Raw genomic sequence first — 22,130 nt, 5'->3', positions numbered from 1 at the left:
GCCGTCGAACCAGTCCTGACGACCTTTCAGGAGGTTAGGACGGTCCTGCTCCAGTGCATGTGCGGTCTTTTTTTGAAAGTCCAGCCGCGCTTTCGCAGCCAGACGTCAAGCGCGCTGCGGCCGATCGATATGGTTCTGTCCTCACGCAATCGCAGAACCATCTCGTTGAGCGTGATATCCTTTTCCTCTTCGATCATGCCGATGATGAAGTCCTCGTGAGCATCGAGGCGTGAGCCACCGCGTCGGCACTTCTTCGCAGGCGTCAACTGACCCACCCGTGCGCTGGCGATCCAGGCCGCCGCTGATCGCGCCGACATGCCATCGCGTGACGCAGCCAGAACGCGGCTACGCAGATCATCACTGAAAGCTCGGGTCATATTGCCTCCGACCAAATCAACAGTCGGGGCGATGGAATCAGATCGGCAGCCAAGGGAATCCTCAACCCGATTTCGCCATTGTGTTTTCCTTGATTTATGAGATGATTTTCGAGGCGTGATAGCAATGAACGGGAAACGTCGGATCGCGCAGCCCCGGATGTGACACCCCTCCGTCCGGGGTTTCCTTATTACAAACCGCTATATTCTACATTGTTGCAAGGTTTCCTTGTCATTAACACTTGCGCGCGCGTTTCTCTTCCGCTCTCCGGTGTTCCTTTCAGGAAGCATCCGAGCTCCCGGACGGCCTCGAAATACAGAGTTCCGCGGGTGATTTGCGCAAAAAGTTGGAGCTTATTACCATCGGTTCGACCGTCAATTCCAGCGCCGTGCACTAGCGGGGCGAGCATCTGTCATCGATGCCGATACAATTGAAATTCATGGTCAGCGCATCCGAATATGGGGCGTCGACGCTCCTGAGGGTGGACAGACGTGCCAAGATACATCCGGTAACGAATATCGATGCGGCCAGATCGGCGCGATGAAGCTGGCAAGTTATCTCAATGATGCTCAGCCCATCGTATGTGCTCAACGCGATACTGATCAATACGGAAGAATCGTAGCGACCTGCGAGAATATTTACGGTCAGGACCTGGCAAGATGGCTTGTTCGTAACGGTCACGCGCTTGATTGGCCCCAGTTCTCGAAAGGTGCCTATGCCGACGTTCAGAAGGATGCACAAAGCCGTAAGGCAGGCATTTGGCAGGGGAGTTTCATGGAACCGTGGGAATGGCGGAAAACAAGCAAAGGGGCGATGTAATGAGGCACTGGTTTTCATCTATTCCTATCGCTTTGGCCATCGCATCCGCCGTGTCGCGGGTGCGTTACGGATGTAGCACGACGGCCACTCCCATGACCGCTTTCCCAACTCCGCTCTCAGAACCGATGGGGCAGGAAACCAGCCTTTTTGAGTGTGGCGCCCGACTGAAGCAAGGGGCGGTTCGCTATTCCTCAGGTAGAATTATAGAACTACCTGAAACATCGTCTTCAAACGATCCCCCACGCCCGAAACCGCCCCCTGCCGGTCAGCTCGCGGAGGTTCAGCTCTTCGACGAGGCGAAGGGCAGCGCGCGGCGTGATGTTGAGTTCCGCGGCGATCATGCCGGCCGAAACCAGCGGCCTCGCCAGCACCAGCTCGATCAGGCCCGGGAGTTTGGACGAAGCCCGCCTGCCAGTAAGCCGCCGTTCCAGCATTTGCCGCGCCAGCAATAACCGGTCATGCTCTTTAAAACCGAGTTCGATGCTGGCCATCAGTCCGTCGAGACTGGCCATAAGCCGGATTTCAAAATTGCGATGACGCCGCCGTTCAACGCGGATGGTCTTCAGTCCCGCATTGAAGGCCACCAGATGCGCGTTGGTGGTCAGCCCTTCGCGCCGGAGCAGGGATGCCGCCAGCAAACGACCCAGCCACGGCGCCCGCTGCAAGACCGCCAGTTCATTCCAGGCATCAAGCGCCAGGACGGCTTGCAACACCGGCGGCTGATCACGGATCGACCGCAACACGGCTCGCCATTCCTCGAGCCGCTCCTCTTCATCCCAGTCGGGATCGCGGATCAGCGGGTCAGTCTCCGGCTTCGGCCACCGCTGCGGCTGTTTCGCTTTGGCCAGAACGTCTTCGGACCGTGCCAGCACCGCGTCGATCGCGCCGAGATCGATGCCAGGCAGGTCGAGCCCGTTATCCCCACGATTTTTCTTCCCGTCCCGGTCCTGCCAGTCGACCGCCGCATCGGACACCGCCATGCTTTCGCTCTCCACGAGGATGCCACTACCAGGCGATGCAGCAGGCCACGCCTGCCCGCCAATCCGAAGACTACGCAAGCCGTTCGCACTCAGCGCCCAATCCGGTGCCTGCACTGCAATGCGCCGCCTTGTCTGCAACACGTCGCGGGCAATGGTCAGCGCGTGACTCGGCGAGCGGATATCACGCGCTGCCTCATGCAGCACCAGATCTTCCATTTCGACCAACTCGCCATCGAGCCACAGCGAGGCGCAGGCATCGGCACAATGCAACCGTTCGATCAGCCCCGCGCCGACCGGCGAAGAAGCAAGACGCTCATCGAGACGCGCCAGGGCTTCACTGGCACGGGCCAAGGGCGACAGCAAGGTCTTCAGGGGCAGTTGGTCAAAATGGTAACGCATTGAAAACATGGTAAACAATTTCTATAACGGACACTAGTCGTTATTTAATGTCTGGTACTGATGATGCTGTTGGGTTGGGCATCTCACCATCGATAATTATACGGTATCGATGGTGATTGATTTCTGGGCGCAAATCGGCAAAAGTCGGGCAACGGCGCGCGAAAGCAGCGCCTCTTGACCGATGACGGAGGCTTCCTTGGCCCAATTGCCCGATCCCGCCAGTGAGCGCCGTGCGCTGCAGCTCGATGCGATCGCCGCCGTGCTGCCGATGAACCGGCGCGACATGCTGGCCGGCATTTTGACGGATCAGGATGTCGAGACACTCCGCCATCTGGTCAATGAAGGCATGGGCGAGAATACGCTGCGTGCGCTGACCTCGGATCTGGCCTATCTCGAAGCCTGGTCGCTGGCCGCAACCGGCAGCCCCCTCGCCTTCCCGGCACCCGAAGCCCTGCTCCTGAAATTCATCGCCCATCATCTGTGGCGACACCAGCAACGCGAGATCGATCCCGATCACGGCATGCCGGCAAGCGTGGAGGAGGAATTGCGCAGCCAGGGCTTTTTGCGCGTGTCGGGCCCGCATGCACCGGCAACCGTGCGGCGGCGTCTGTCCAACTGGTCGACATTGACCCGCTGGCGCGGGCTGGAAGGATCGTTTTCGGCACCGTCCGTCAAATCCGCTCTGCGTCTTGCCGTACGTGCCACCAATCGTCCGCGCAGCCGCAAGAGTGCGCAGGCCATTACCGGCGACATCATGACGAAACTTCTGGGAACCTGTGTTGGCGACGATTTGCGCACGCTGCGCGATCGGGCCATCCTGATGGTCGCTTTTGCCTCTGGCGGCCGCAGGCGCAGCGAAGTCGCACGGCTCTCAATGGAACAGCTCACTCTGGAAGAGCCTGTCATCGACAAGGATGGCAGCCCCCTCCCCTCTTTGTCGATCCGCCTCGGGCGCACCAAGACAGCCAGTGCCGAGCAAGACGAGGTCGTCTATCTGACCGGTCGCCCCGTCGACGCGCTCCATGCATGGATTGCAGCGGCGAAGATCGAAAGCGGCAGCCTGTTTCGCGCCGTTGATCGATGGAACAATGTCGGACGCCATGCCATTGATGCCCAAACGGTCAATGCAATCGTCAAAGCACGGGCCGCGAGCGCCGGTCTCGATCCAAAGGCGTTTTCGGCGCACGGCCTGCGTTCCGGCTATCTGACTGAAGCGGCCAATCGTGGCATTCCGCTCCCGGAAGCCATGGAACAATCGCGCCATCGCTCCGTGCAGCAGGCGTCCGACTATTACAACAATGCCAAGCGACGTAGCGGGCGCGCATCGAGGCTGCTATGATACTATTCACGGAGGGACCTCCAACTCTTCGACCGCACTAAGCATGAACTGGATCGCGCTTACTTATAAACTGCCACATGCAGCTTGTTAACAGCGGTCGTTCATCGTGATGACCGCTCGAGAACGTGCCTGATCAGCTACGCTGGCTTGAAAACAACAGCGTGGGGTTTAGTTCTTCAGTGCCGATATATGGATTGGCATGGATCGCAAGAATCCACAGGCTGATCGAAGCCGTTGCCGAATAAAGTAGCAAGGCATGCCTCCCAGCCCGCACCCGATCCGCATGGGTCGAGGCAATAGTGGCGATAGTCAGGAATGTCAGCGCCAGTACAAGATACCATTTATATTGGTCGATGGACGTATTAGCGATAGCGATGCGATCATTGCGCGCATTCTGAAGCTCGTTAAAATCATGAATGAGCTGGGATACGATCGGAGAGGGCGTACCGTCGCTGGCCACCGTCTGGACAACGGAACGAATGGCAAGAAGCGACTTCTCCACCTTGGGCGAAGGCACGATATTGTCGTCGGCTCCCCATTCATCTGACACCACCAGATTCCGATAGGTTTCCACTGCGTTCTTAAGTCTCTCATTGTTCAGGACCGTGGGATGAGCAGTCCCCAACATTCGAAATATCGCAGACCGTTCGTTGCTGGTCGCGAGATCCGATCGAGAATTGAGTGTCCATGCATCTGCCGCGACGAAGCCGAGAGACAAAGCCCATGCGGTGGATATCGTGCCGACAAAGGCACCAATGGGCACCGAAGTCGGATCTTTCAACGCCCGCAGGCCCCGTAGCTTCAGAAGGATCCAGCCGCAGGCATATAAAAGCGCCCCGAAAAAGCAAAATGCCAAGAATGATACGTAAATCGACATCCCCAGTAATGTTGCCATGAACGCCCCCCAAAAAAATACGTTGGCGCAACTCATTATATAGAGGGCGTAAATAAACCGTGTTCTCTAGAAGGGAATTGGATATAGGTCCTCTGGTTTATCGCGGCGTTTATTCGAAGTTACACAGAATGTGACGACCGATCTGAATGAAATAGATCAATGTTTTAAAATCTCTTTTCAGCACAAGTCTTCTCCGAAAACCGTTTTAGCCTTTTCGGGGAGGCCTCTATGTAGAATTTTTGCAATTTCGGCTTTACTAATTGATTACGAAGAGCGGTGTATTGGACAATGGGGTATCATCGATTCTATTCTTTTGGGTTGGGGCAAAGAATTGAGACTGGAAGCAGAAGTCGACAGCGTTGAAACACAACGCTCAAGTGAAAAAAGTTCGCTCCTTTCCCTTGCCATCATAATTGCGACAGCGTCAATTTTCGGGCTCACTTACAGCCTGACGGCTCCGCTGGTGGCGCATATGCTTATCAAAAGCGGGCTGACGGAAACGCTTGTCGGTGCCAATGCCGCCATGCATGCGCTCGGCGTCCTGTGCATAGCCCCCTTCCTTTCGGGACTGGCTATCCGCTACAAGCCCAAATATCTCATCATGGCCGCGCTACTTTCATCAGCGTTGCTTCTGATCCTGTTTCCAATGGTGCCTAGTTTCTGGTTCTGGTTTCCGTTGCGTTTCCTGCTGGGAATTTCTGCCGAAATTCTGTTCGTATTGACGGAAACCTGGGCCAGCGAGCTGAGCGACAATAAAAATCGCGGACGCATCATGGCGACCTATACGGCGTCGCTCTCGCTGGGTTTTGCCGGCGGCCCGCTGATCCTGTCGTTTACGGGGTTTGAAGGGCTGGTGCCATTTGCAATCGGGGCGGTCGTCGCCCTCCTCGCCTTTGTCATCATGAGTCTGCCGGGACTTCGACAGATTGAAATGGCCCAGCAAAAACACTCAAATTTCTTGCGTATGATGCGACTGTCGCCCATTGCCATGGGAACAACGGCAATCAATTCGGCAGTTGAAACAGCCGGACTGTCTTTCCTTGCCATTTATGCCATGCGGCTCGGCTGGAACGAAACCGAAGGTGCACAACTGATCACGGTTCTCATGGTCGGTGCCATTGCGCTGCAGCTTCCCATTGGCTGGCTATCAGACAAGATGAACCGGGTTACATTGATGATCGCCCTAACGGCGGTTTCCGCAATAACGGCATTTCTCTGGCCCCTGCTTCTATCGGTGAGCTGGCTGGCCTACCCGGCATTGTTCATCTGGGGCGGAATTTTCGTTGGCATTTATACGACAATGCTCGCGATAATCGGCTCGCAGTTCCGTGGGGCGGACCTTATCAGCGTCTATGCGGCGATGGGGCTGTTCTGGGGCGGTGGCGCCTTGGTGGGACCGATGCTGGCAGGCGGTTTTCTGGACGTGATGCAGCACGGCCTACCGACCTTTGTGGGAATGGTCTGCGTCGTTTTCATGGTGTTCGCCCTGATCGTAAAGCGCACGCTTAAACCCAGTGGAGACCCCCAGGCATGATACGCATCGTTCTTATTCTCCTTGGTCGCGAAATTATCCAGCGGCACTGGAAAATACTGCTCATTACCGGCGGCGTCTGGCTTCTCCTCGGCACATTCATCGCTATAGATGCGCTGGACGGAAAGACGATCATTCCGTCGCGCTTTTTTGGCTATTTCCTGCTGCCTGAGGTGGCTGTCGGCCTCCTGGCTGCCGCGTTCAGTCAGGGAACGGCGAGACGAATGCGTGTCGTGCAGGGTATCGCGTTGTTCGCGGTCGCCTTGCTGATCCTCAGCGCCACCCCCGCCAGCCACTTCACGCTTGCGATGGTGCTGGGGTTCTGCTTCCTTGTGGATGGCAGTGTGCGCATTGGTAGTGCATGGGTTGTCCGCTATCCCCGCTGGCGGCTGGGGTTGATGGGCGGCATTGCGGAAGTTTGCATCGCCATTGCAACGCTTCAGCCATGGCCAACATGGTACGCCGGAACAGTTGCCTTCAATGTCGGCGCCGTCATGATCCTTACCAGCCTTGGCATATTGAACATTGCGACACGGGTGCGACGGCTGGAAGAAGGCGCATCGATCAGCAGTATCTTCAACAGAAATCCTTTATGGAACAAGCCGGATTCCAGCTCCCTCGCCCATTCTGCCAATCGCAGCGAGCTGATCGTCCATGTCTGGACTCCCACAGGTCAGGTCATGACCCCGCTTCATCAAAGGGCCATCAATCGATATATCGCAGCCGTCGATACAAACGGCGTCATTTCCACAGGCCATGCGGCTCTGGAAATGGCCCCACACGTCTATATCAGCCATTATCCGGCAGTCGAGATCGACCGATCGCCGGACGAATTCACCCGGACATTACGCGCCACCGCAGACAACAATGTGCCCGGACGTTTCCTTCCAAACTATCAGGAAGAATCCGCCGAATGGTGCCAATCGACGGTGCAGGTGGTGATCAAGAATATCGACGCATCGCGATTGAATGCATTCTGGCAACATTACAGCGCAGACAACACCTATAATCTCACAAACCGCAATTGCTCAAGTGCAGTCGCTGATGCTCTGGATGCAGCGCTGGAAGGTGTTTATCGTGACCACAACTGGCCAATAATGACAGCGTTGCGCGCGATCATTTATCCTGAGCTATGGGCAGCGGGACTGATGCGCAAACGCGCAGAATCCATGGCGTGGACGCCCGGTCTGGTGCTGGATTATGCGCGCGCATTGTCGGCTCTGGTCGATCCGCCAAAATCGTTCTTGACGTTTCCCAAACTTCGCCTGCTAAAAAAATACGCAAACACGAAGCAAAACATAAGCTAGCGCACGTCTCGCATATATCCGGCCTGGCTAAGTACCGGCACGCTGCCGGATGACCGTAGAAAACTGTTCGCGCTCCATCGAGCGAACCGGCGTCAGCACGGCGCGCTGCTGGATTTCACTGAACGGCAGTTCGCTGTTCATGAGCAGCTCATTGTCATAGAGAAACTCCGGCAGATAGCCGGAGAACAAAATCCTGTAATCAAATGGAAAATCCGGCTCCAGCAGGCGGACAAGGTCGAAAACCACCGTCGTGCAATTGGACGTCAGAGTGTTGTAAAAGACCGGATTTTCGGCGAGATCGTTGGCTCTTCCGATATATTTGAGCAACATCGCCCGCATAAGCTCCGGATCAACATCGACCGGATATCGATAAACACGTTCGTCGCGGACGTTGGTTCGCAAATAAATGATGTCGCGCTCTTCCGCCGCTATCATCGCGAGTTCGAAGTTTCTAAAAAAACCACCCAACGACGAAAATTCCTGGCCTTTTTTCTTGCGGATTTCGGCAGAAAACACCAGATGGCGACCATCTACAAAACCGAATGAAATCAACGTATGTGCGATCGCGGGATGCGTCCAGTATGACAGAACCACATCGACCGAGTTGAGTTCGCTCAACCTGTAGGTCTCGGATTTCCATCTGGGCACAAATATCCGATTGTCATTCCATGCGAAGTCACGAATGTTGTGAAATGTCACCTCGTCGTCCTGAACATCCGCTGTCACTGTGTGCTCAACATCTGCCGCCCAGTCGCGAGTGAGCGAGGGCTTCATCGACAACCACCAGGCCAAAAAAATGGAACCGAAGCAGATGAATGCAACGTTACATAAACCTATCAACTGACTGCTCGAACGCGATGAAAACAGGACCGAGATATAAGTCACAAGGACAAGTGCGGTCACGGCCATGACACAGATCTTGATCGTCTGACCTACCTGAAAATGAAACCAGAGCGCCATTGCCGCCCAGAATGCAAGCATCGTGCATAGCGATGTCCAGGCAAGCATAAAAAGCAGTTTAATCATGGTAAGATTCTATGGCTTCGGATCGGCTGTCATGAACGGAAATATTGCGAACAAACGGCTAGTGCTGGCGGTACGGATGCCCTGACACCAGTGTTTCAGATGATAATAGGTCTTGTTGCGGCAAGTTCGGGTTAACCCGTTTTCTGACCCCAGCATAGGACTGGACCTCGCGAATAGCGCTCTGGATGATGACGTTTCTTTCAAACGCAACGCGACCGGCGGCAATCACCTGATCTACCTGTTCTGTCGGAAGTGTAAAACGGGTTGGCACTTCATTGAAACGTGCTGCCATGCCGACAGGCAGATCCTGTATCGACAAGCGTTGTACATGAAACCGGACATCGCGACAGTCCCACCCTTTCAACGAGCCGCGATAGCGCATTACCGTGACGGCAGTCAGGCTGCATCGGTATGCAATGAGTTCCTCGCGCCATTGCGTTGTCGCCAGCTTGAGTGCATCGAACCCTTCCCTGACCGACGAGGAAATGGCAGTGTCAGTAACCGCGCCAAGAATTTCAGAAAGCCCTGGCCCTTGTAGCTCCCTCACCCATGGATATTCCATCTCACGGCCTGCATCCACGATGATGTAAAGAAACGTTTTCAGCTTCACAGCGTCCGCAGCCGACAATGGCCCATAGGGGGTCTGCGCCGACGCTCTGGCCATGGCAAATGGCGTTAGTCCAAGATTATCGGTCAGCGCACCATCAAGCAGTTTTATGAAATTCACATTGGTCGACCGGTAAGTGTGCAGAGCGTGTCCGTAAGCCTTCAGTCTATATGAAGCCTCGGGATCTTGCATGACCCGGCTTAGCCAATCGGGCTGGCGATATGCGCAGGCGCCATGATTAGATGCAACCGAAATGGGCTTGAAGACGACTGGAACCGCCGCGGACGCCGCGACCGCATCGGCGAGCCGCACGTCCTTCAGATTGCTGCACAGTGCTGCAAAGGTTTCTACGCTGAAGTGAAATGGAACCCGGTTATAAATATCCGATGCAGAGATCCAGATCGATGGCGCATTGGGCCAGTCAAACTTTGAATAGGTCGCACCATGGAAAATATTGTCATCGAGCCAACGGGCCAGCGAGGATCGATCATTTGCGCCACCATTCAGGACGCCAATGGCGACTGCTGGCGACAAAGCATTGGTGCGCACCCGTTCTTCAGCGTTCCTGACCAGAAACGTTTCACGGAAATCCCGATAATCATCGCGTCCTTTCATGCCAAAATAGGCCGCAAGAACCGCACCTCCAGACACCCCCGATATTATCCTGATATTATCGACCAGGCTTCGCTCATAGGGATATTCGTCCGCTATCGTATCGTCGAGCGCCCGCATAACTCCATAGCCAAAAGCGGCAGCCCGAGTGCCGCCGCCAGAAAGCGCCAGGCCAATTATCATTGCGCCATCATCCCCATGATCGGGCACGAAATGATTGTCGAATGCGAGTAATTGAGGCGCTGAACGATTGATTGGCCCGACATCGGATGCCATGCAGCCCGAAACAAGAAAACTGACAACAAGCCCGAATATCGAGAACAGAAACTGTCGATTCTGCATTATGCCCCCAACGCCAATCGAACGACAGTTAACACTGCCATTGAAGCAAAAGCAAATGGCAGATCAAGGAACGTATCTCCCGCCACGATCTAAGGATTTAATGTATCGTCGAGTTCACATTTTCTCCAATCGGTCGCACCTATTTTAGGAAAACAGTTCTTTTGGAGCCCTTCTCACAGCACTGTTGTCCGCAAGGGACGCCAAGTGTTCTTACCTTTCATTTTTTCGCCAAGGACGAGCTATCATACTACGGATTGCTCGGTATCTACCGAGGCTCTCGGCTTATCTCTTTTCGCCGCCTACCGCGATCATTCCAGCTTATCTATCCCTCTCCCTGTTTATAGATTTGGACCTTTTAACTTAGGTAGGCCGCTGGCGCGCAACGGTTGTTTTGATGAGGGTTTCCTCGTTTACCGATTAAAATCGCTTCTGATGGCGGTTAAATCGCATAGTAAAACTCGCTTGCAACTGACCATTTTCTCATGCATTCCTTATTTGAACAAAGCCGCTTCAAGCGCGGGAGAAACAGCCGTGTCAAAACGTCAGGCCACCAGTGCGTTGCCCCGTCCCGCTCGCCTCATCGGTTACGCACGCGTCTCGACCGACGATCAGGTCCATGATGCACAGATGGACGAGTTGCAAGCCGCTGGCTGTGATCGCATCTTTCAGGAGCAGGGTTCCGGGGCTTCACGCGCCCGCCCGGTCCTGACCCGCCTGCTGTCGGAACTCGTTGCCGGTGACGTTCTCGTCGTGGTCCGGCTGGACCGCCTCGCCCGCTCGGTCAGTGACCTTCTGCAGGTTATCGAAGATCTCGAACAGCGCGGCATCCACTTTCGATCGATCCGTGACCCCATCGACACGTCGACGCCGCAGGGCATGTTTTCTCTGCAAGTGCTGGGCGCCGTTGCACAGCTCGAACGCGCACTGATCGCTGAACGGACCAGAGCAGGAATCAAAGCTGCAAAATCACGAGGCAAGCTTCCCGGCAATCCCGGCTTGAGAGAACGCAGACCAGAGGCAATTCGGGCAGTGTCGCAAGCGCGTGACAAGCGCTATCTCGATGAGCTGATCACTTCGGCGCAGACCTGGCTGCCTCTGGTGCAACAAATGCGCCCGGTCCACAGCTGGGAGAATATCGTACAGGTGCTCAATCGGCGCGGGCATGACTGGACGGTCGAGCGTCTGCGCCGCGCCGTGCATCGTCTCGTCCGCGAAAAAATCGCCGACAAGAAGCTTGTTGCCCGATCCCCTCGCCGCATACCGTCTGATCACTTGATGAAACTGGTCGCCGCAATTGCGATTGCCGATCCCGGATTGTCGCTTCGCGACATTGCCGCCCAGCTCGATCAGATGGGAGAGCGGCCGGCGCGTGGTGGACGCAAATGGCAGCCTTCCTCCGTTCGCCATCTTTTGGATGAAGCCCACCGTTTCGGTCTCATTCGCCGCTAAGAGCCTGACGGATCATTCGGCCGAGCGCCCTTTTTGCTGCCTTACCCCGTTTTGACGTCACCGAGTTCCAGTTCTCGTTGTGGACGATCTCCATCGCCAGCCGCTTGTATTCGCAATCAGAGCGAAGCTTGATCAACGGTGTCGCAATGGGTGCTGAACCGGCCACGCAGCCGAAAGAGCGCCAATGCGATTACCGGCGATATTCTGGGCAAGCTGCTGGCAACCTGTTCCGGCGAGGATCTAACCGCATTGCGGGATCGGGCTATCCTGATGGTAGCCTTTGCCTCGGGCGGGCGCAGACGCAGCGAAGTGGCCGGCCTGCGCGTAGAACAGCTGGTCAAACAGGCACCGGTCACCGATGAGAACGGCTTCCCCCTCCCCTCGCTCGGCATTCATCTCGGTCGCACCAAAACAAGCGGCGCCGATCACGATGAAACCGTCTATCTGACCGGCCGTCCCGTCGAAGCCCTCACCCGCTGGCTGGAAGCAACACGGATCGACAAGGGCAGTGTGTTTCGAAAAGTCGATCGCTGGGGCAACGTTTCCGCACGGGCGCTGGAACCGAGCGCCATCAACCGGATCGTCAAACAGCGGGCACAAATGGCTGGCCTTGATGCGGCTGAACTCTCAGCCCACGGCCTGCGCTCCGGCTATCTGACCGAAGCGGCCAATCGTGGCATTCCGCTCCCGGAAGCCATGGAACAATCGCGCCATCGCTCCGTGCAGCAGGCATCCGATTATTACAACAATGCCAAACGGCGCAGCGGACGGGCATCGCGATTGCTTTAAAGTGCAAACCCTCCATCCAACGATTAAGGGTGGCACGTGGAACGGGGACTTTTTACATTGGTCAGTAGAAGACGGGCGGACGACATGGCATTGTTGTGGCTATGACAGATGAACCCGATTTGCGCTTCAGCGGCTTCTCGCTTTGGATTGATGGACGCCAGTTCCCGGATGTGTCGGACTGCTGGGATGGAAACTGGCTGATGGTCCGCGCTCGCATGGAGGCGAACGGCGCACGTGTCGAATGTGAGGGCCCCGTTCTGATGACCGTGGATATCAAGGAGTTCCGCGATCAACTCACTGCAATGACGGCCTCGTTGACTGGCGAAGCCACACTCAAGGGCTTAGAACCCGAGATCAATGCTGTTCTGAAGATGCAGAAGCTAGGGCAAGTTGAAGCGGTGATCGAAATTACCGCTGATCCCGTCAATCAACATCATCGTTTCGTCCTGGAGGGCGATCAGTCCTACCTGCCCGGACTTATTCGTTCGTGCGACGCCATTCTCCGCAAGTTTCCTGTCATCGAGAAGAGAGGCGCCTGATCGAAAGGCAACCACACAACTTAGCTATTCCGAGCCAGAATAGCGCGTTTGGGGTGGGATTAAGCGCAACACGCTAGTTTTGCGGCGAACGGAGTAGACAGAACTCTTCGCCTCGGAAGCGAAGCGCAATATAGCTACATTGGTTCATATGATCGATCAAACAGGCTTGCTCTGGCAATGCCATTTCTTCCATCGTACAGCGCTCTTCCACACATCTTTGACTGTAAATCTGACCAGTGGGAACATGCGCGACGAAAAGCGAGGTCTTCGATCCCCTCGGATTGAGGGTTTCATATGCGGCTGTCAACCTCTCGAAAGCCGCACGATCCTGCCCCACGGGGTCAAGGTCGATCCCCATCTCGCCAACCTCGCCGACCATTTTCATGTAGCGCAGATGTCTTGATTCAGAACAAACAAGCCGATCGGCCTTCGCAGAGATCGAATACGTCAAGACAATGGCACTGACGATAATCACTACCTTCCGCATCTTTCCCTTTCGGTCTGTGTTTGATGGCCGTGCAAAGTTTTGGTTTTTGCTGTCACCCAAAATCTGCGACAACTCCGACCATCTTAACGTCAGCTTCAGGGAAAGTCATTCATGACGATATGGGGCCGCCATGAAGGTCGACAGCCGCCTGGAGTTTACGAGACTCAGATGTGCAAGGCTGCATTGAGCGCACTGCGCCCATCGCCAGCCAGCCAGGACGCAAAAGTCAGCAGGTCGGGGTTGATTTCGTGCATGAGCGTCAGATCGACCTGCTCGGCAAGCGGTCCGTCTTCCAGGCTCTTTGCCATATGCGCGAGATCAGCGTTTGCAGCGAGTACGTCGTCGGGAAACCGTTCATAGGTTATCGGACGACCGGCTGCTTCACTGAGGACGACCTCAAGCTCGCGCCCGGTGAGACGGTCGCTTGCGATCTTAAGCGTTGAGCCGCCAAAACGGGTCTTGTCGGCAAGCACAGCAGCAACGAACCTGCCGATGTCTTTCACGGCGGTTAACTGAATGGAATGGTCTAGCTGGATGAGGGAAACCAAATGGCCTTTGTCCAGACCGAAACCGGGACGCACAAGCATCTCCATGAAAATCATCGGCCGGATGATAGTGGCAGTCATGTCGAGTTGTCGAATATGAGCTTCGATACGAGGTTTGGCGTCAAAACGCGGGACGCCTGTCAGTTCATTCCCAACGCTGGCACCTGATGAATAAACAAAATGGTCGATACCGGTTTCAGCAGCGATATCCGCAATCGATATACCATGGCGAATTTCGTCCTCGGCGGCCAGGTTTGCTGGTAACACGCTGAAGACGCCATAGGCGCCTTTCATCGTCGAGCGGATAACATCGGTTTCTTCAAATGAGCCCTGCACAAGCTCGATGCCTGCATTCCGCAATTGCAGCGATGCCACTTTGCTGGAATCCTGAACGAGCGCGCGAACGGGCCATCCTGCCTTCAACAAGGCTTTGGCGACAGATCCTCCCTGTCTTCCGGTGGCGCCGAAAACGAGAATGGGGTGCTTGCTATTGGTCACTTGAAACCCTCGCGTTAAACAAGAGCCATCCATATATACAAATAGTGTTCAGCCGGAAGACGGCACATTTTTCAGCGTCAGGCACAAGGATTATACCTTTGAAAGAAGAGAGCGAAGCCGGCCCAGCGCGGGGATCAGAGAACAACAGGCAATTTGCGCCCATTCCGTCAAACGGGTTATGCAGCCTGCTAAGTGACAAATGGACTGTTCCGGTTCTTTGGCGTCTTTCACTCACTGTGGATCATCGACTACGTTTTTCAGAATTGAAGAAAGATGTCGGTGAAATCACCCAGCGCATGCTGACGCTCACGCTGCGCAATCTCGAGCGTGACGGCTTTGTTGTGCGTCACTATTTCCCTGAAGTGCCACCACGTGTTGAGTATGAACTGACGGATATCGGCCGCGGAGCCTTGCGTGCCTTGGAAGGTTTCAACTTCTGGGTCCACGACAATCTGGACGCCATCAAGGCGCATCAACGCGCTTACGATCAGACGAAGTTGTAAATCCAGATCCCCGAGCTGAGTTCAGAAGTTCCGAGAACGGTTCTGATTAGCAAAGCTTGGCTACGACCGCTTTTCGCACTTTCGATTGCGCCCCTGGACAGCGACTTGGTCGAAAGCCGACTTTGATGACCGTACAGGAGCGCGACGGGATTGGGCGCGAAGCAATCAGCCATTTCAGCATGACAACAAGCGAAGGCAGGCTATTCTTCAGTGCGTTGCCGCACCAACGAAAGGAACGAATATTATGGCCACGTTTATTCTGATAGCTGGAGGCTGGCAGGGCGGGTGGGTCTACCAGAAAGTAGCAGATATCCTTGTTGGGCACGGGCACAAAGTCCTGCCAATAACTCTTTCTGGACTCGGTGATGCACCTGCCCCATCGGCCAATCTTGAAACTCATGTAAGCGAGGTCGTTGATGTCGTGAAGTCGCATAGTGACGACTTGATCCTTGTGGGGCAATCCTACGGAGGAATGATCGTGAGCGGCGTAGCGGACGCCGTTCCGTCGCGCATCCGCTCACTGGTCTATGTTGACGCCTATGTCCCAGAAACCGGCGACTCGGTCTGGTCGCTGACAACGCCGCGTTTTCGAGACATGTTCATCGCAGGTGCAAAAGGTGATGGGCTGAATTGTGCCCCGCCTTCCAATCTGGACCCACGATGCCGCCCTCAACCGATTGCGACATTTCTCCAGTCAATCACTTTAACCGAACGCTGGCGTGACACACCTCGTAAGGTCTTCGTTGGCGCACATGGATGGGACGGAAGTCCATTCCTCGACCTCTTTCAACGATTGAGCCACGAAACCGAATGGTCAACCTATTCTCTCGATTGCGGCCACAACGTCGCTAAATTGGAGCCAGATGCATTGGCCCAGATACTTCTGACCCAGACTTGACCAACCAGATAACCATTTCAGTAGACGCCTCTCGATTTCTGCCATCACTGCCACCCGAATTCGACGACCGGCTTCTGTGGGCGGCTTTTCACAGCAGCCCAGCCTTCATTTGAAAAGCGGCAACCGATCGCCCCCTGACGTTCTTGACTATCCGTCAATGGATACAACTAGGGGCTCGCCTCTGCCGAAAAAGGCTTATCCCAAGAGCCAAATATCTGAGCCTCATGTTCTCAGCTGAGAACAGCTTCTCGTTATTGTTAAACCAAAGTCAGCGGACCCCGTGGCAACTCGGGAGATTCAAAACCATGAGTTTTTGGATTCAATGGCGTTAACTTTTCATTAACCTTAAAGTTGTTGACGACTCACATAGATACAGTCATTCTGACGCTCGATCCTGCAATTATCTTAGTTGAGCGATTTTAATGATCCAAAGCGCCAATGCCACTAATATGAAGCAAACCGCAGAAAAGTCGTTAACTCGGCTTATTGAAGCGGATGCCGATACGCTAAGCGCCCAGCTTCAACATCTTCGTGCTCGCGCATTTCCACCGACAGCACAGAAAGAATTGCGTAAATTCGCTCCGGGAGAGGCCGCAAAGCTAATTGGAATCAGCGATGTCTATCTTCGCACGCTAGTTAACGAAGGCGTTATCGGTGAGGCTGAAAAGAACGCAGCTGGTAGGCGCCTCTACTCACTAGAGCAAATCCACTCTATCCGGAATTACCTTAGCAAGAATAAAAAAAGTTATGATCAACGGCGTCGAGATGATGATCGGCTTCAGGTGATCGCCGTTACGAACTTTAAAGGCGGCTCGGGCAAAACCACTACGGCGGCACATCTGGCACAGTACTTTGCGCTTCGCGGTTATCGCGTCCTTGCGGCGGATCTTGATCCTCAAGCATCATTGTCTGCTTTATTCGGGATACAACCGGAGTTTGACCTAGAGCCTAATGAGACCCTTTACGGTGCAATTCGATATGATGAAGCTCAACGACCACTGAAAAGCATCATTAGAACTACATATTTCAGCGGCCTCGATATCGTACCGGGTAATCTCGAATTACAAGAGTTCGAACACGAAACCCCCCGAGCTTTGACTTCATCTTCGCGATCTAGTGACAAATTGTTTTTCACAAGAGTAGCCTCAGCGCTGAAAAGCATGGAAGACGACTATGACATCGTAGTTCTCGATTGCCCACCTTCGCTCGGCTACCTGACCCTGTCAGCACTCTGCGCGGCAACTTCTGTGCTTGTTACAATTCACCCTCAAATGCTGGATGTAGCATCTATGAGCCAGTTCTTGCACATGACCGCGGGCCTTTTTGACGTCGTTGAAAGGGCTGGGGGAAATGCTAACTATGATTGGTTTCGTTATGTGCTCACACGCTACGAACCAAACGACGGCTCCCAATCGCAAATCGCAGGTCTTCTCAAAGGACTGTTCGGGGATAGGGTCTTGACCAACTCCATGGTCAAATCCGCCGCGATATCAGACGCAGGAATTACCAAGCAGACCCTTTACGAAGTCGGCAGAGAAAACTTTCATCGGCAGACATATGATCGCGCGATCGAAGCTCTCGATGCAGTCAATCATGAACTCGAAGAACTCGTCAGAGATGCGTGGGGTAGAAAATGAATAAGCGCCGTGATGCTTTGCGAGATTTCTTAACGCCAATCACTTCCAACCATGAGTTCTCAGCTGAGAACACGCCCAAGCGACCGCAAATATCTTCGGGCGCTTTGCAAAGTATGAATGATGCGATCACCGGTCTTTCTAATGAAGCAGAGGAGCTCCGTAAGACACTAGCTGATGGCCAATCCATAGTCGAGCTCGATGCACATCTTATAGACGCGTCCTTTGTAAAGGACCGCCTTGATGATTATACAGGTTCCGATTTCGATGCTCTACTGACCAGCATCCAGGAGAACGGCCAAGCTGTCCCAGTGCTCGTACGACCGAACCCCGATCAGTCCGGTCGCTATCAACTTGCTTACGGGCATCGACGCGTTGCTGCACTCAAGCAACTTGGTCTAAAAGTCAAAACTTTTATTCGAGACCTGTCCGACGACGAGTTGATAATAGCGCAAGGCAACGAAAACCTTGAACGCAAAGATCTCACGTTTATTGAGAAAGCACTGTTTGCTCGACGTCTAGAAGACCGAGGGACTACCAGGGCTGTGATCATGGCCACCTTTGGCACTTCGTCCAGAGGCGTTTTATCCGAGATGATTGCTTTGGCTCGAAAGCTACCTGATGAGCTTATACAGGCCATTGGTGCGGCTCCTGGTATTGGGCGACCAAAATGGGATTCAATGGCTACCCTATTAGCCAATAAGCCTAACGCGCTCGAAACCGTTCTAACGTCTGATTCCTTTCTGAATCTAAACAGTACCGAACGCTTTGACGCAATCTTTGCGTCGCTCAAGCAGGCAAACAAGGTACTACCCAACCCTATAGCACACGGCTGGAGTTCGGATGACTCTCAGCTACGGGTAGTCGCCAAATCAAAGTCTAAAGTATACGCCGTCGAATTCTCGGAGTCCGAAGGGAAGGCGTTCGGTGAGTGGATTTCCGACAATATGAAACGCTTATACGACGAATATAAAGAAACCAAGCAACGCAATTAGGAGACTTTAGCAAAAGAAAAAGGCCCCCAAACGTCACCGTCGTGGAAGCCTCTCTCAAAGTTCTAGCAGACTGAGAATCGCATTTCCCCGAATCAGTGTCAAGAGTCATAGCGTCATTTTGGCGGGTGGTTTTCTTTTGCCTTTTGAAAGGTGAGAGGAAATGCAAGTTCTGGAGACTGTCACGTCCACAATCCGTGGACGAATGAGAATGTTTACCCAAAATTCTGAACTGAAGAGCAAGGAGGCGAGGGGGTTAAACCGGTGGGAGATCTATAAGCAGCTTTGCCTCGCCAAATCAGCGTTCGAACTCAATGATCGTTGTCTTGCCGTGCTCAGCTCGCTTTTGTCATTTCTCCCTGAAGATGAGATAAACGAGAAGAACGGTCTTGTCGTTTTTCCGTCCAATCGTCAGTTATCGCTCCGGGCCCATGGAATGCCGGAATCGACACTGCGCCGACATCTAGCGTCCCTGGTCGAAGCCGGCATCATCGCCCGCAAGGATAGCCCGACGCGTAAACGCTATGCTCATAAGGACAGGGAAGGGCGGGTCGACCTTGCTTTCGGCTTTTCCTTCGCGCCGTTGCTCGAACGCGCGTCTGAGATCACGGAGATTGCAGATAGAATTCTTGCTGACCAGAAAACCCTGAAACGTCTTCGAGATGAAGCTTCGGTTATGCGAAGAGACATCGCATCGATCTTTGTCGACGCGGCCAATGAAACCGGAAAGCTCTGTGAAAGGCTGGAACCGGTGTTTGTTCGCTTCCGCGAAATCGTTGACGCAATTCCTCGGCGCGCATCTCTTGCCCAACTCTCGGCAATCAAGGCCAATCTTGAAGCCATTCGCGATGAATTGAATATCACATTGAAAGCAAAGGGAACTGTTCCGGAAATGAGCGACAGCGTCGCCCAGTTTGAGCGACAGCATAATGAATCCCTGCCAGAATCCCTCTCTGAATCTCAAAACGTTAAAAAGATTGATTTGAAAGTGCCTTCTTCGGATAGCTCTGTTGCTGGGAACCTCGAAACAGAGGGTAGGGTCCAGGTTTCCCCTTCAATCTCTCTCGATCAGGTGCTTCGGACATGCCCGGATATTCGCGAATACAGTGCAAATGGGATTGCCTCATGGCGAGATCTCTATGATGCGTCACGAATAGTCTCCGGTTTCCTCGGGATCAGCCACTCAGCCTATCGGGAAGCGATAGTCTCCATGGGCGCGGAAACTGCTTCGACCGCCATTGCGTGGATCCTGCAGAAACTGGCCTCAATCAATTCGCCAGGTGGATATCTGCGATCTTTGACACAGAAGGCGAGGAGAGGGGCCTTTTCAATCAGCCAGCTGTTATTTTCAGGCATGAAAGCAAATGGAAATCTGGTTCCGGCCAAGTTATGAGCCTACGCCAAACCAATAGGCAAAGTAGAACGCAAGTGCAAAATGGTCTTGATGTATGCCTCCCATTGGCTTTTTCACCCTGTGAAGCTTATGTGAATAAGAGCAAGCGAATGTCGAAACCGTTGAAACCTGTTCTTTGTTTGTCAGTCCTTGGCGCTCTCATTACTGCCCCGGTTTCAGCCCAACAGCATCAGGAAACAATTATCTTGTCCGTCGCGTCGAACATTGTGCGGTGGGCCGATGTTTACAAGGTTCGGCCTGAACGCCGTGATGATCCTTATTATCACGTACGGGTAGTCGACCGGCAAAGAGACTGGAAAGTCTGGCAGTTCAAGGAACTTGTTTCCCATATGGCAGTAACACCCAAAGCACTGGCAGCAAGTCGTATCAGCAAAAAAGCGAGAACCTACAATTTCAAAGACGTGGAAATCCACAGCTCATATCGTCGTTGGCTGGATGAACCCGAGACCCGCTTCGAGGTTCCCGTTTGTAAAACCAACATTCTAAACTGTCATGAACAGTTGCCACAACGTTAAACAAGGATCCGTTCATGCCCAGGATAATCTACGCTGTAGTTCTATCAGCATGGTTTTGCGGAGCAGCTGCCGCTCAGGATGCTCCTGGCATCGCCTTTGAAAACAAACTGGCCGCGTGCGTGACGGTCACAGGAGAGAAACCTGTCGTCAATGCGAATGTCCTCTCAGTGAAAGCCCATTTTCAACTGCACAAGCCTATCGGTGACTGTGGATGCTTTTCGGCACGGGCAGCCTATTCGAGCAGTATCGATATGAATGGTGTGCCAGAATTTCTGCAGAAAGGCATTATTCCAATCAATAAGGATGCGGTGAAGACGCTCGTTCTTGCGAGCGAGGCAAGTTTGGTTGGCGTTCGAGAAATCAACGTCCAGTTGGCTTGAGCAAGACCCACATAGTCAACTTATGAGTTGCTATGATTAACCCAATATAGTTCTCTTTTGGCGGGTCCGGACGCACGACCAATGGAAGTACTGGTTCACCTTCGCTCTAATCTTCACCTTTCGTGAGTTGGCGCTTTTGCGCCAAACCGAACCTGTTGAAGGCAATTTCATTAGCGATAGCAAACAGGGCTACGCCCGCCTGGGCGGCTATATGCGCTCCTTCCCCCACACGAACGGCCATTTCGCATGACGTCGTATGGGCAATCACACGTGCCAATATATGGAGACCGAACAGGTTGACCTGATCGGCGCGTCGGAGCCAAGCGAGTTGCAGCAGGCGGCTCCATTATTCGAGGGACTGACACCAGCTTTTGCGGCACAGGCGGTGGACTTTCGGCCAAGTATAGCTCGGAAATCCATCCCGTTCGATTGGCGTAAGTGACGCTGAACCATCCGGAACGATAGTTCATAACCTGCACCCTTCTACCTCTATCGATAACCGTAACGACCCGTGCGGTTAATGACGGCTCGAATCTCATATTTACCTTGGCGGTCGAATATAGCCATTTTCCGATGAAAGGGTGCTGGTCAGCCGATGGCGGCGGTTGGTTTGTCAGTCGGTGAGTTGTCGCCTGCACGAAGCCTAAATGCTGCGGAGCCTGCTCGGTTGCCTGGACTGTAGTCTGTGTTTGAACTGCATCTGGTGGCGATACTGGGGCCGGTGTGTCATTCCCGAAAAGCTTCGTGAGAATGAACAGGACAACTGCCACAAATACCCAGTCCTTTGCCTTCGACAATTTTGGATCCCCAATCCCTCAAAAGATCAAAGCAAAATTTTAGGGAGATGTCGAGATAAAGCCTCGCTCTCCGCACTGTATCACGGTATGATACAAGCCGCAGGAGTAACTCATGGTTCGTTCCTACAAAGGACGCCAGAACCAAAGCCGTTGCAGGAGGCAAAACGCCAAAGGGGTTTCCGGCAGATTTGATAAGAACAACTGTTCGCAAACTTACCATGATCGATAGTGCTTTAGTTCTAGATGATCTTCACTCTCCTCCCGGTAACAGGCTGGAAGCTCTGAAGGGAGACAGTAAAGGGCAGGACTCGATCCGCTTCAATGATCAGTGGCGTATGGTAATCCCCCCACCAAATAACGGGCTTCAAAAGTAGAATTTTCTCGGGCTATATGATCGAGGAGATTTTAATGAAGACGAGCAGATTCAGCGAACCACAAATCCTTGCCATCCTTCGCCA

The 22,130-nt window shown here is 53.8% G+C and carries 20 protein-coding genes and 3 pseudogenes; 15 read left to right on the top strand and 8 right to left on the bottom strand.

Annotated features, from left to right (window positions below; genetic code table 11):
- Window positions 1–377, bottom strand: a pseudogene (locus ACS5UA_RS22215) (IS630 family transposase); the annotation flags it as partial.
- 412 nt (window positions 378–789) lie between these two features.
- On the opposite strand from ACS5UA_RS22215, the gene ACS5UA_RS22210 reads away from it, so the two are divergent.
- Window positions 790–1,194 carry a thermonuclease family protein gene (locus tag ACS5UA_RS22210; RefSeq protein ID WP_443101844.1) on the top strand — a complete coding sequence of 135 codons (405 nt, stop codon included), beginning with the start codon at window positions 790–792 and terminating at the stop codon, window positions 1,192–1,194.
- A 227-nt stretch (window positions 1,195–1,421) separates the two neighbouring features.
- Here ACS5UA_RS22210 and ACS5UA_RS22205 read toward each other — a convergent pair whose 3' ends face one another.
- Window positions 1,422–2,582 (bottom strand): RHE_PE00001 family protein, encoded by a 1,161-nt coding sequence (locus ACS5UA_RS22205; protein ID WP_443101842.1) that lies wholly within the window; start codon window positions 2,580–2,582, stop codon window positions 1,422–1,424.
- Window positions 2,583–2,841: 259 nt separating this feature from the next.
- On the opposite strand from ACS5UA_RS22205, the gene ACS5UA_RS22200 reads away from it, so the two are divergent.
- Entirely contained in the window at window positions 2,842–3,912 is a 1,071-nt protein-coding gene (locus tag ACS5UA_RS22200; protein WP_443101843.1) for a site-specific integrase, read from the top strand.
- Window positions 3,913–4,045: 133 nt separating this feature from the next.
- On the opposite strand, the gene ACS5UA_RS22195 is transcribed toward ACS5UA_RS22200, so the two are convergent.
- Window positions 4,046–4,807 carry a bestrophin-like domain gene (locus ACS5UA_RS22195; RefSeq protein ID WP_443101841.1) on the bottom strand — a complete coding sequence of 254 codons (762 nt, stop codon included), beginning with the start codon at window positions 4,805–4,807 and terminating at the stop codon, window positions 4,046–4,048.
- Between the two features lie 130 nt (window positions 4,808–4,937).
- On the opposite strand from ACS5UA_RS22195, the gene ACS5UA_RS22190 reads away from it, so the two are divergent.
- Together ACS5UA_RS22190 and ACS5UA_RS22185 are read left to right on the top strand one after the other, a co-directional pair.
- Window positions 4,938–6,341 (top strand): MFS transporter, encoded by a 1,404-nt coding sequence (locus ACS5UA_RS22190; protein ID WP_259030609.1) that lies wholly within the window; start codon window positions 4,938–4,940, stop codon window positions 6,339–6,341.
- Complete coding sequence (locus tag ACS5UA_RS22185) at window positions 6,338–7,645, top strand: HdeD family acid-resistance protein (protein WP_443101840.1); 1,308 nt, start codon at window positions 6,338–6,340, stop codon at window positions 7,643–7,645. Before ACS5UA_RS22190 ends, ACS5UA_RS22185 begins: the two co-directional genes overlap by 4 nt.
- A 27-nt stretch (window positions 7,646–7,672) precedes the next feature.
- Here the strand turns inward: ACS5UA_RS22185 and ACS5UA_RS22180 are convergent, their stop codons facing one another.
- Window positions 7,673–8,671, bottom strand: coding sequence for an Lnb N-terminal periplasmic domain-containing protein (locus ACS5UA_RS22180; protein WP_443101839.1), 999 nt, complete (start codon window positions 8,669–8,671; stop codon window positions 7,673–7,675).
- A 58-nt stretch (window positions 8,672–8,729) separates the two neighbouring features.
- Entirely contained in the window at window positions 8,730–10,232 is a 1,503-nt protein-coding gene (locus ACS5UA_RS22175) for a patatin-like phospholipase family protein (protein ID WP_443101838.1), read from the bottom strand.
- 531 nt (window positions 10,233–10,763) lie between these two features.
- Between ACS5UA_RS22175 and ACS5UA_RS22170 the strand changes: the two genes are divergently transcribed.
- The 3 genes and pseudogenes from ACS5UA_RS22170 to ACS5UA_RS22160 all read left to right on the top strand — a co-directional run bounded on the left by ACS5UA_RS22170 (window position 10,764) and on the right by ACS5UA_RS22160 (window position 13,009).
- A complete protein-coding gene (locus ACS5UA_RS22170; protein WP_443101837.1) occupies window positions 10,764–11,681 on the top strand; it encodes a recombinase family protein in 918 nt (305 codons plus the stop codon).
- A gap of 153 nt (window positions 11,682–11,834) precedes the next feature.
- Window positions 11,835–12,470 (top strand): annotated as a pseudogene (locus tag ACS5UA_RS22165) (site-specific integrase); the annotation flags it as partial.
- Window positions 12,471–12,571: 101 nt separating this feature from the next.
- Complete coding sequence (locus ACS5UA_RS22160) at window positions 12,572–13,009, top strand: WapI family immunity protein (RefSeq protein ID WP_443101836.1); 438 nt, start codon at window positions 12,572–12,574, stop codon at window positions 13,007–13,009.
- A gap of 73 nt (window positions 13,010–13,082) precedes the next feature.
- Here ACS5UA_RS22160 and ACS5UA_RS22155 read toward each other — a convergent pair whose 3' ends face one another.
- Window positions 13,083–13,568, bottom strand: a complete 486-nt coding sequence (locus ACS5UA_RS22155) for a hypothetical protein (RefSeq protein WP_443101835.1) — start codon at window positions 13,566–13,568, stop codon at window positions 13,083–13,085.
- Between the two features lie 92 nt (window positions 13,569–13,660).
- The gene (locus tag ACS5UA_RS22150) at window positions 13,661–14,539 is read right to left on the bottom strand and encodes an NmrA/HSCARG family protein (protein ID WP_443101834.1); all 879 of its coding nucleotides are present in this window, start codon (window positions 14,537–14,539) and stop codon (window positions 13,661–13,663) included.
- Between the two features lie 98 nt (window positions 14,540–14,637).
- Here ACS5UA_RS22150 and ACS5UA_RS22145 point away from each other — a divergent pair, with 98 nt between their 5' ends.
- The 7 genes from ACS5UA_RS22145 to ACS5UA_RS22115 all read left to right on the top strand — a co-directional run bounded on the left by ACS5UA_RS22145 (window position 14,638) and on the right by ACS5UA_RS22115 (window position 20,875).
- Window positions 14,638–15,042: a winged helix-turn-helix transcriptional regulator gene (locus ACS5UA_RS22145; RefSeq protein WP_443101833.1), complete on the top strand. Its 405-nt coding sequence runs from the start codon at window positions 14,638–14,640 to the stop codon at window positions 15,040–15,042.
- Between the two features lie 244 nt (window positions 15,043–15,286).
- Window positions 15,287–15,940: an alpha/beta fold hydrolase gene (locus ACS5UA_RS22140; RefSeq protein ID WP_443101832.1), complete on the top strand. Its 654-nt coding sequence runs from the start codon at window positions 15,287–15,289 to the stop codon at window positions 15,938–15,940.
- Window positions 15,941–16,362: 422 nt separating this feature from the next.
- Window positions 16,363–17,577, top strand: coding sequence for a plasmid partitioning protein RepA (repA, locus tag ACS5UA_RS22135; RefSeq protein WP_121987206.1), 1,215 nt, complete (start codon window positions 16,363–16,365; stop codon window positions 17,575–17,577).
- On the top strand, window positions 17,574–18,569 hold the full coding sequence (gene repB, locus ACS5UA_RS22130) for a plasmid partitioning protein RepB (RefSeq protein ID WP_443101831.1): 996 nt from the start codon (window positions 17,574–17,576) through the stop codon (window positions 18,567–18,569). Before repA ends, repB begins: the two co-directional genes overlap by 4 nt.
- A 160-nt stretch (window positions 18,570–18,729) precedes the next feature.
- Complete coding sequence (repC, locus tag ACS5UA_RS22125) at window positions 18,730–19,959, top strand: plasmid replication protein RepC (protein ID WP_443101830.1); 1,230 nt, start codon at window positions 18,730–18,732, stop codon at window positions 19,957–19,959.
- Window positions 19,960–20,069: 110 nt separating this feature from the next.
- A complete protein-coding gene (locus tag ACS5UA_RS22120; RefSeq protein WP_121987203.1) occupies window positions 20,070–20,495 on the top strand; it encodes a DUF5086 family protein in 426 nt (141 codons plus the stop codon).
- Between the two features lie 14 nt (window positions 20,496–20,509).
- A complete protein-coding gene (locus tag ACS5UA_RS22115) occupies window positions 20,510–20,875 on the top strand; it encodes a DUF2195 family protein (protein ID WP_443101829.1) in 366 nt (121 codons plus the stop codon).
- A gap of 170 nt (window positions 20,876–21,045) precedes the next feature.
- Here the strand turns inward: ACS5UA_RS22115 and ACS5UA_RS22110 are convergent, their stop codons facing one another.
- Entirely contained in the window at window positions 21,046–21,414 is a 369-nt protein-coding gene (locus ACS5UA_RS22110) for an SH3 domain-containing protein (RefSeq protein WP_305403629.1), read from the bottom strand.
- A gap of 370 nt (window positions 21,415–21,784) precedes the next feature.
- Here ACS5UA_RS22110 and ACS5UA_RS22105 point away from each other — a divergent pair.
- Window positions 21,785–22,046 (top strand): annotated as a pseudogene (locus tag ACS5UA_RS22105) (type II toxin-antitoxin system RelE/ParE family toxin).
- The last annotated feature ends 84 nt before the right edge of the window (window positions 22,047–22,130 follow it).

Source organism: Brucella sp. RRSP16, assembly GCF_052246815.1.
Classification (GTDB): Bacteria; Pseudomonadota; Alphaproteobacteria; order Rhizobiales; family Rhizobiaceae; genus Brucella; species Brucella intermedia.
Note: the sequence above shows the minus strand (reverse complement) of the source record. Positions and strands in the feature narration are given on the sequence as shown.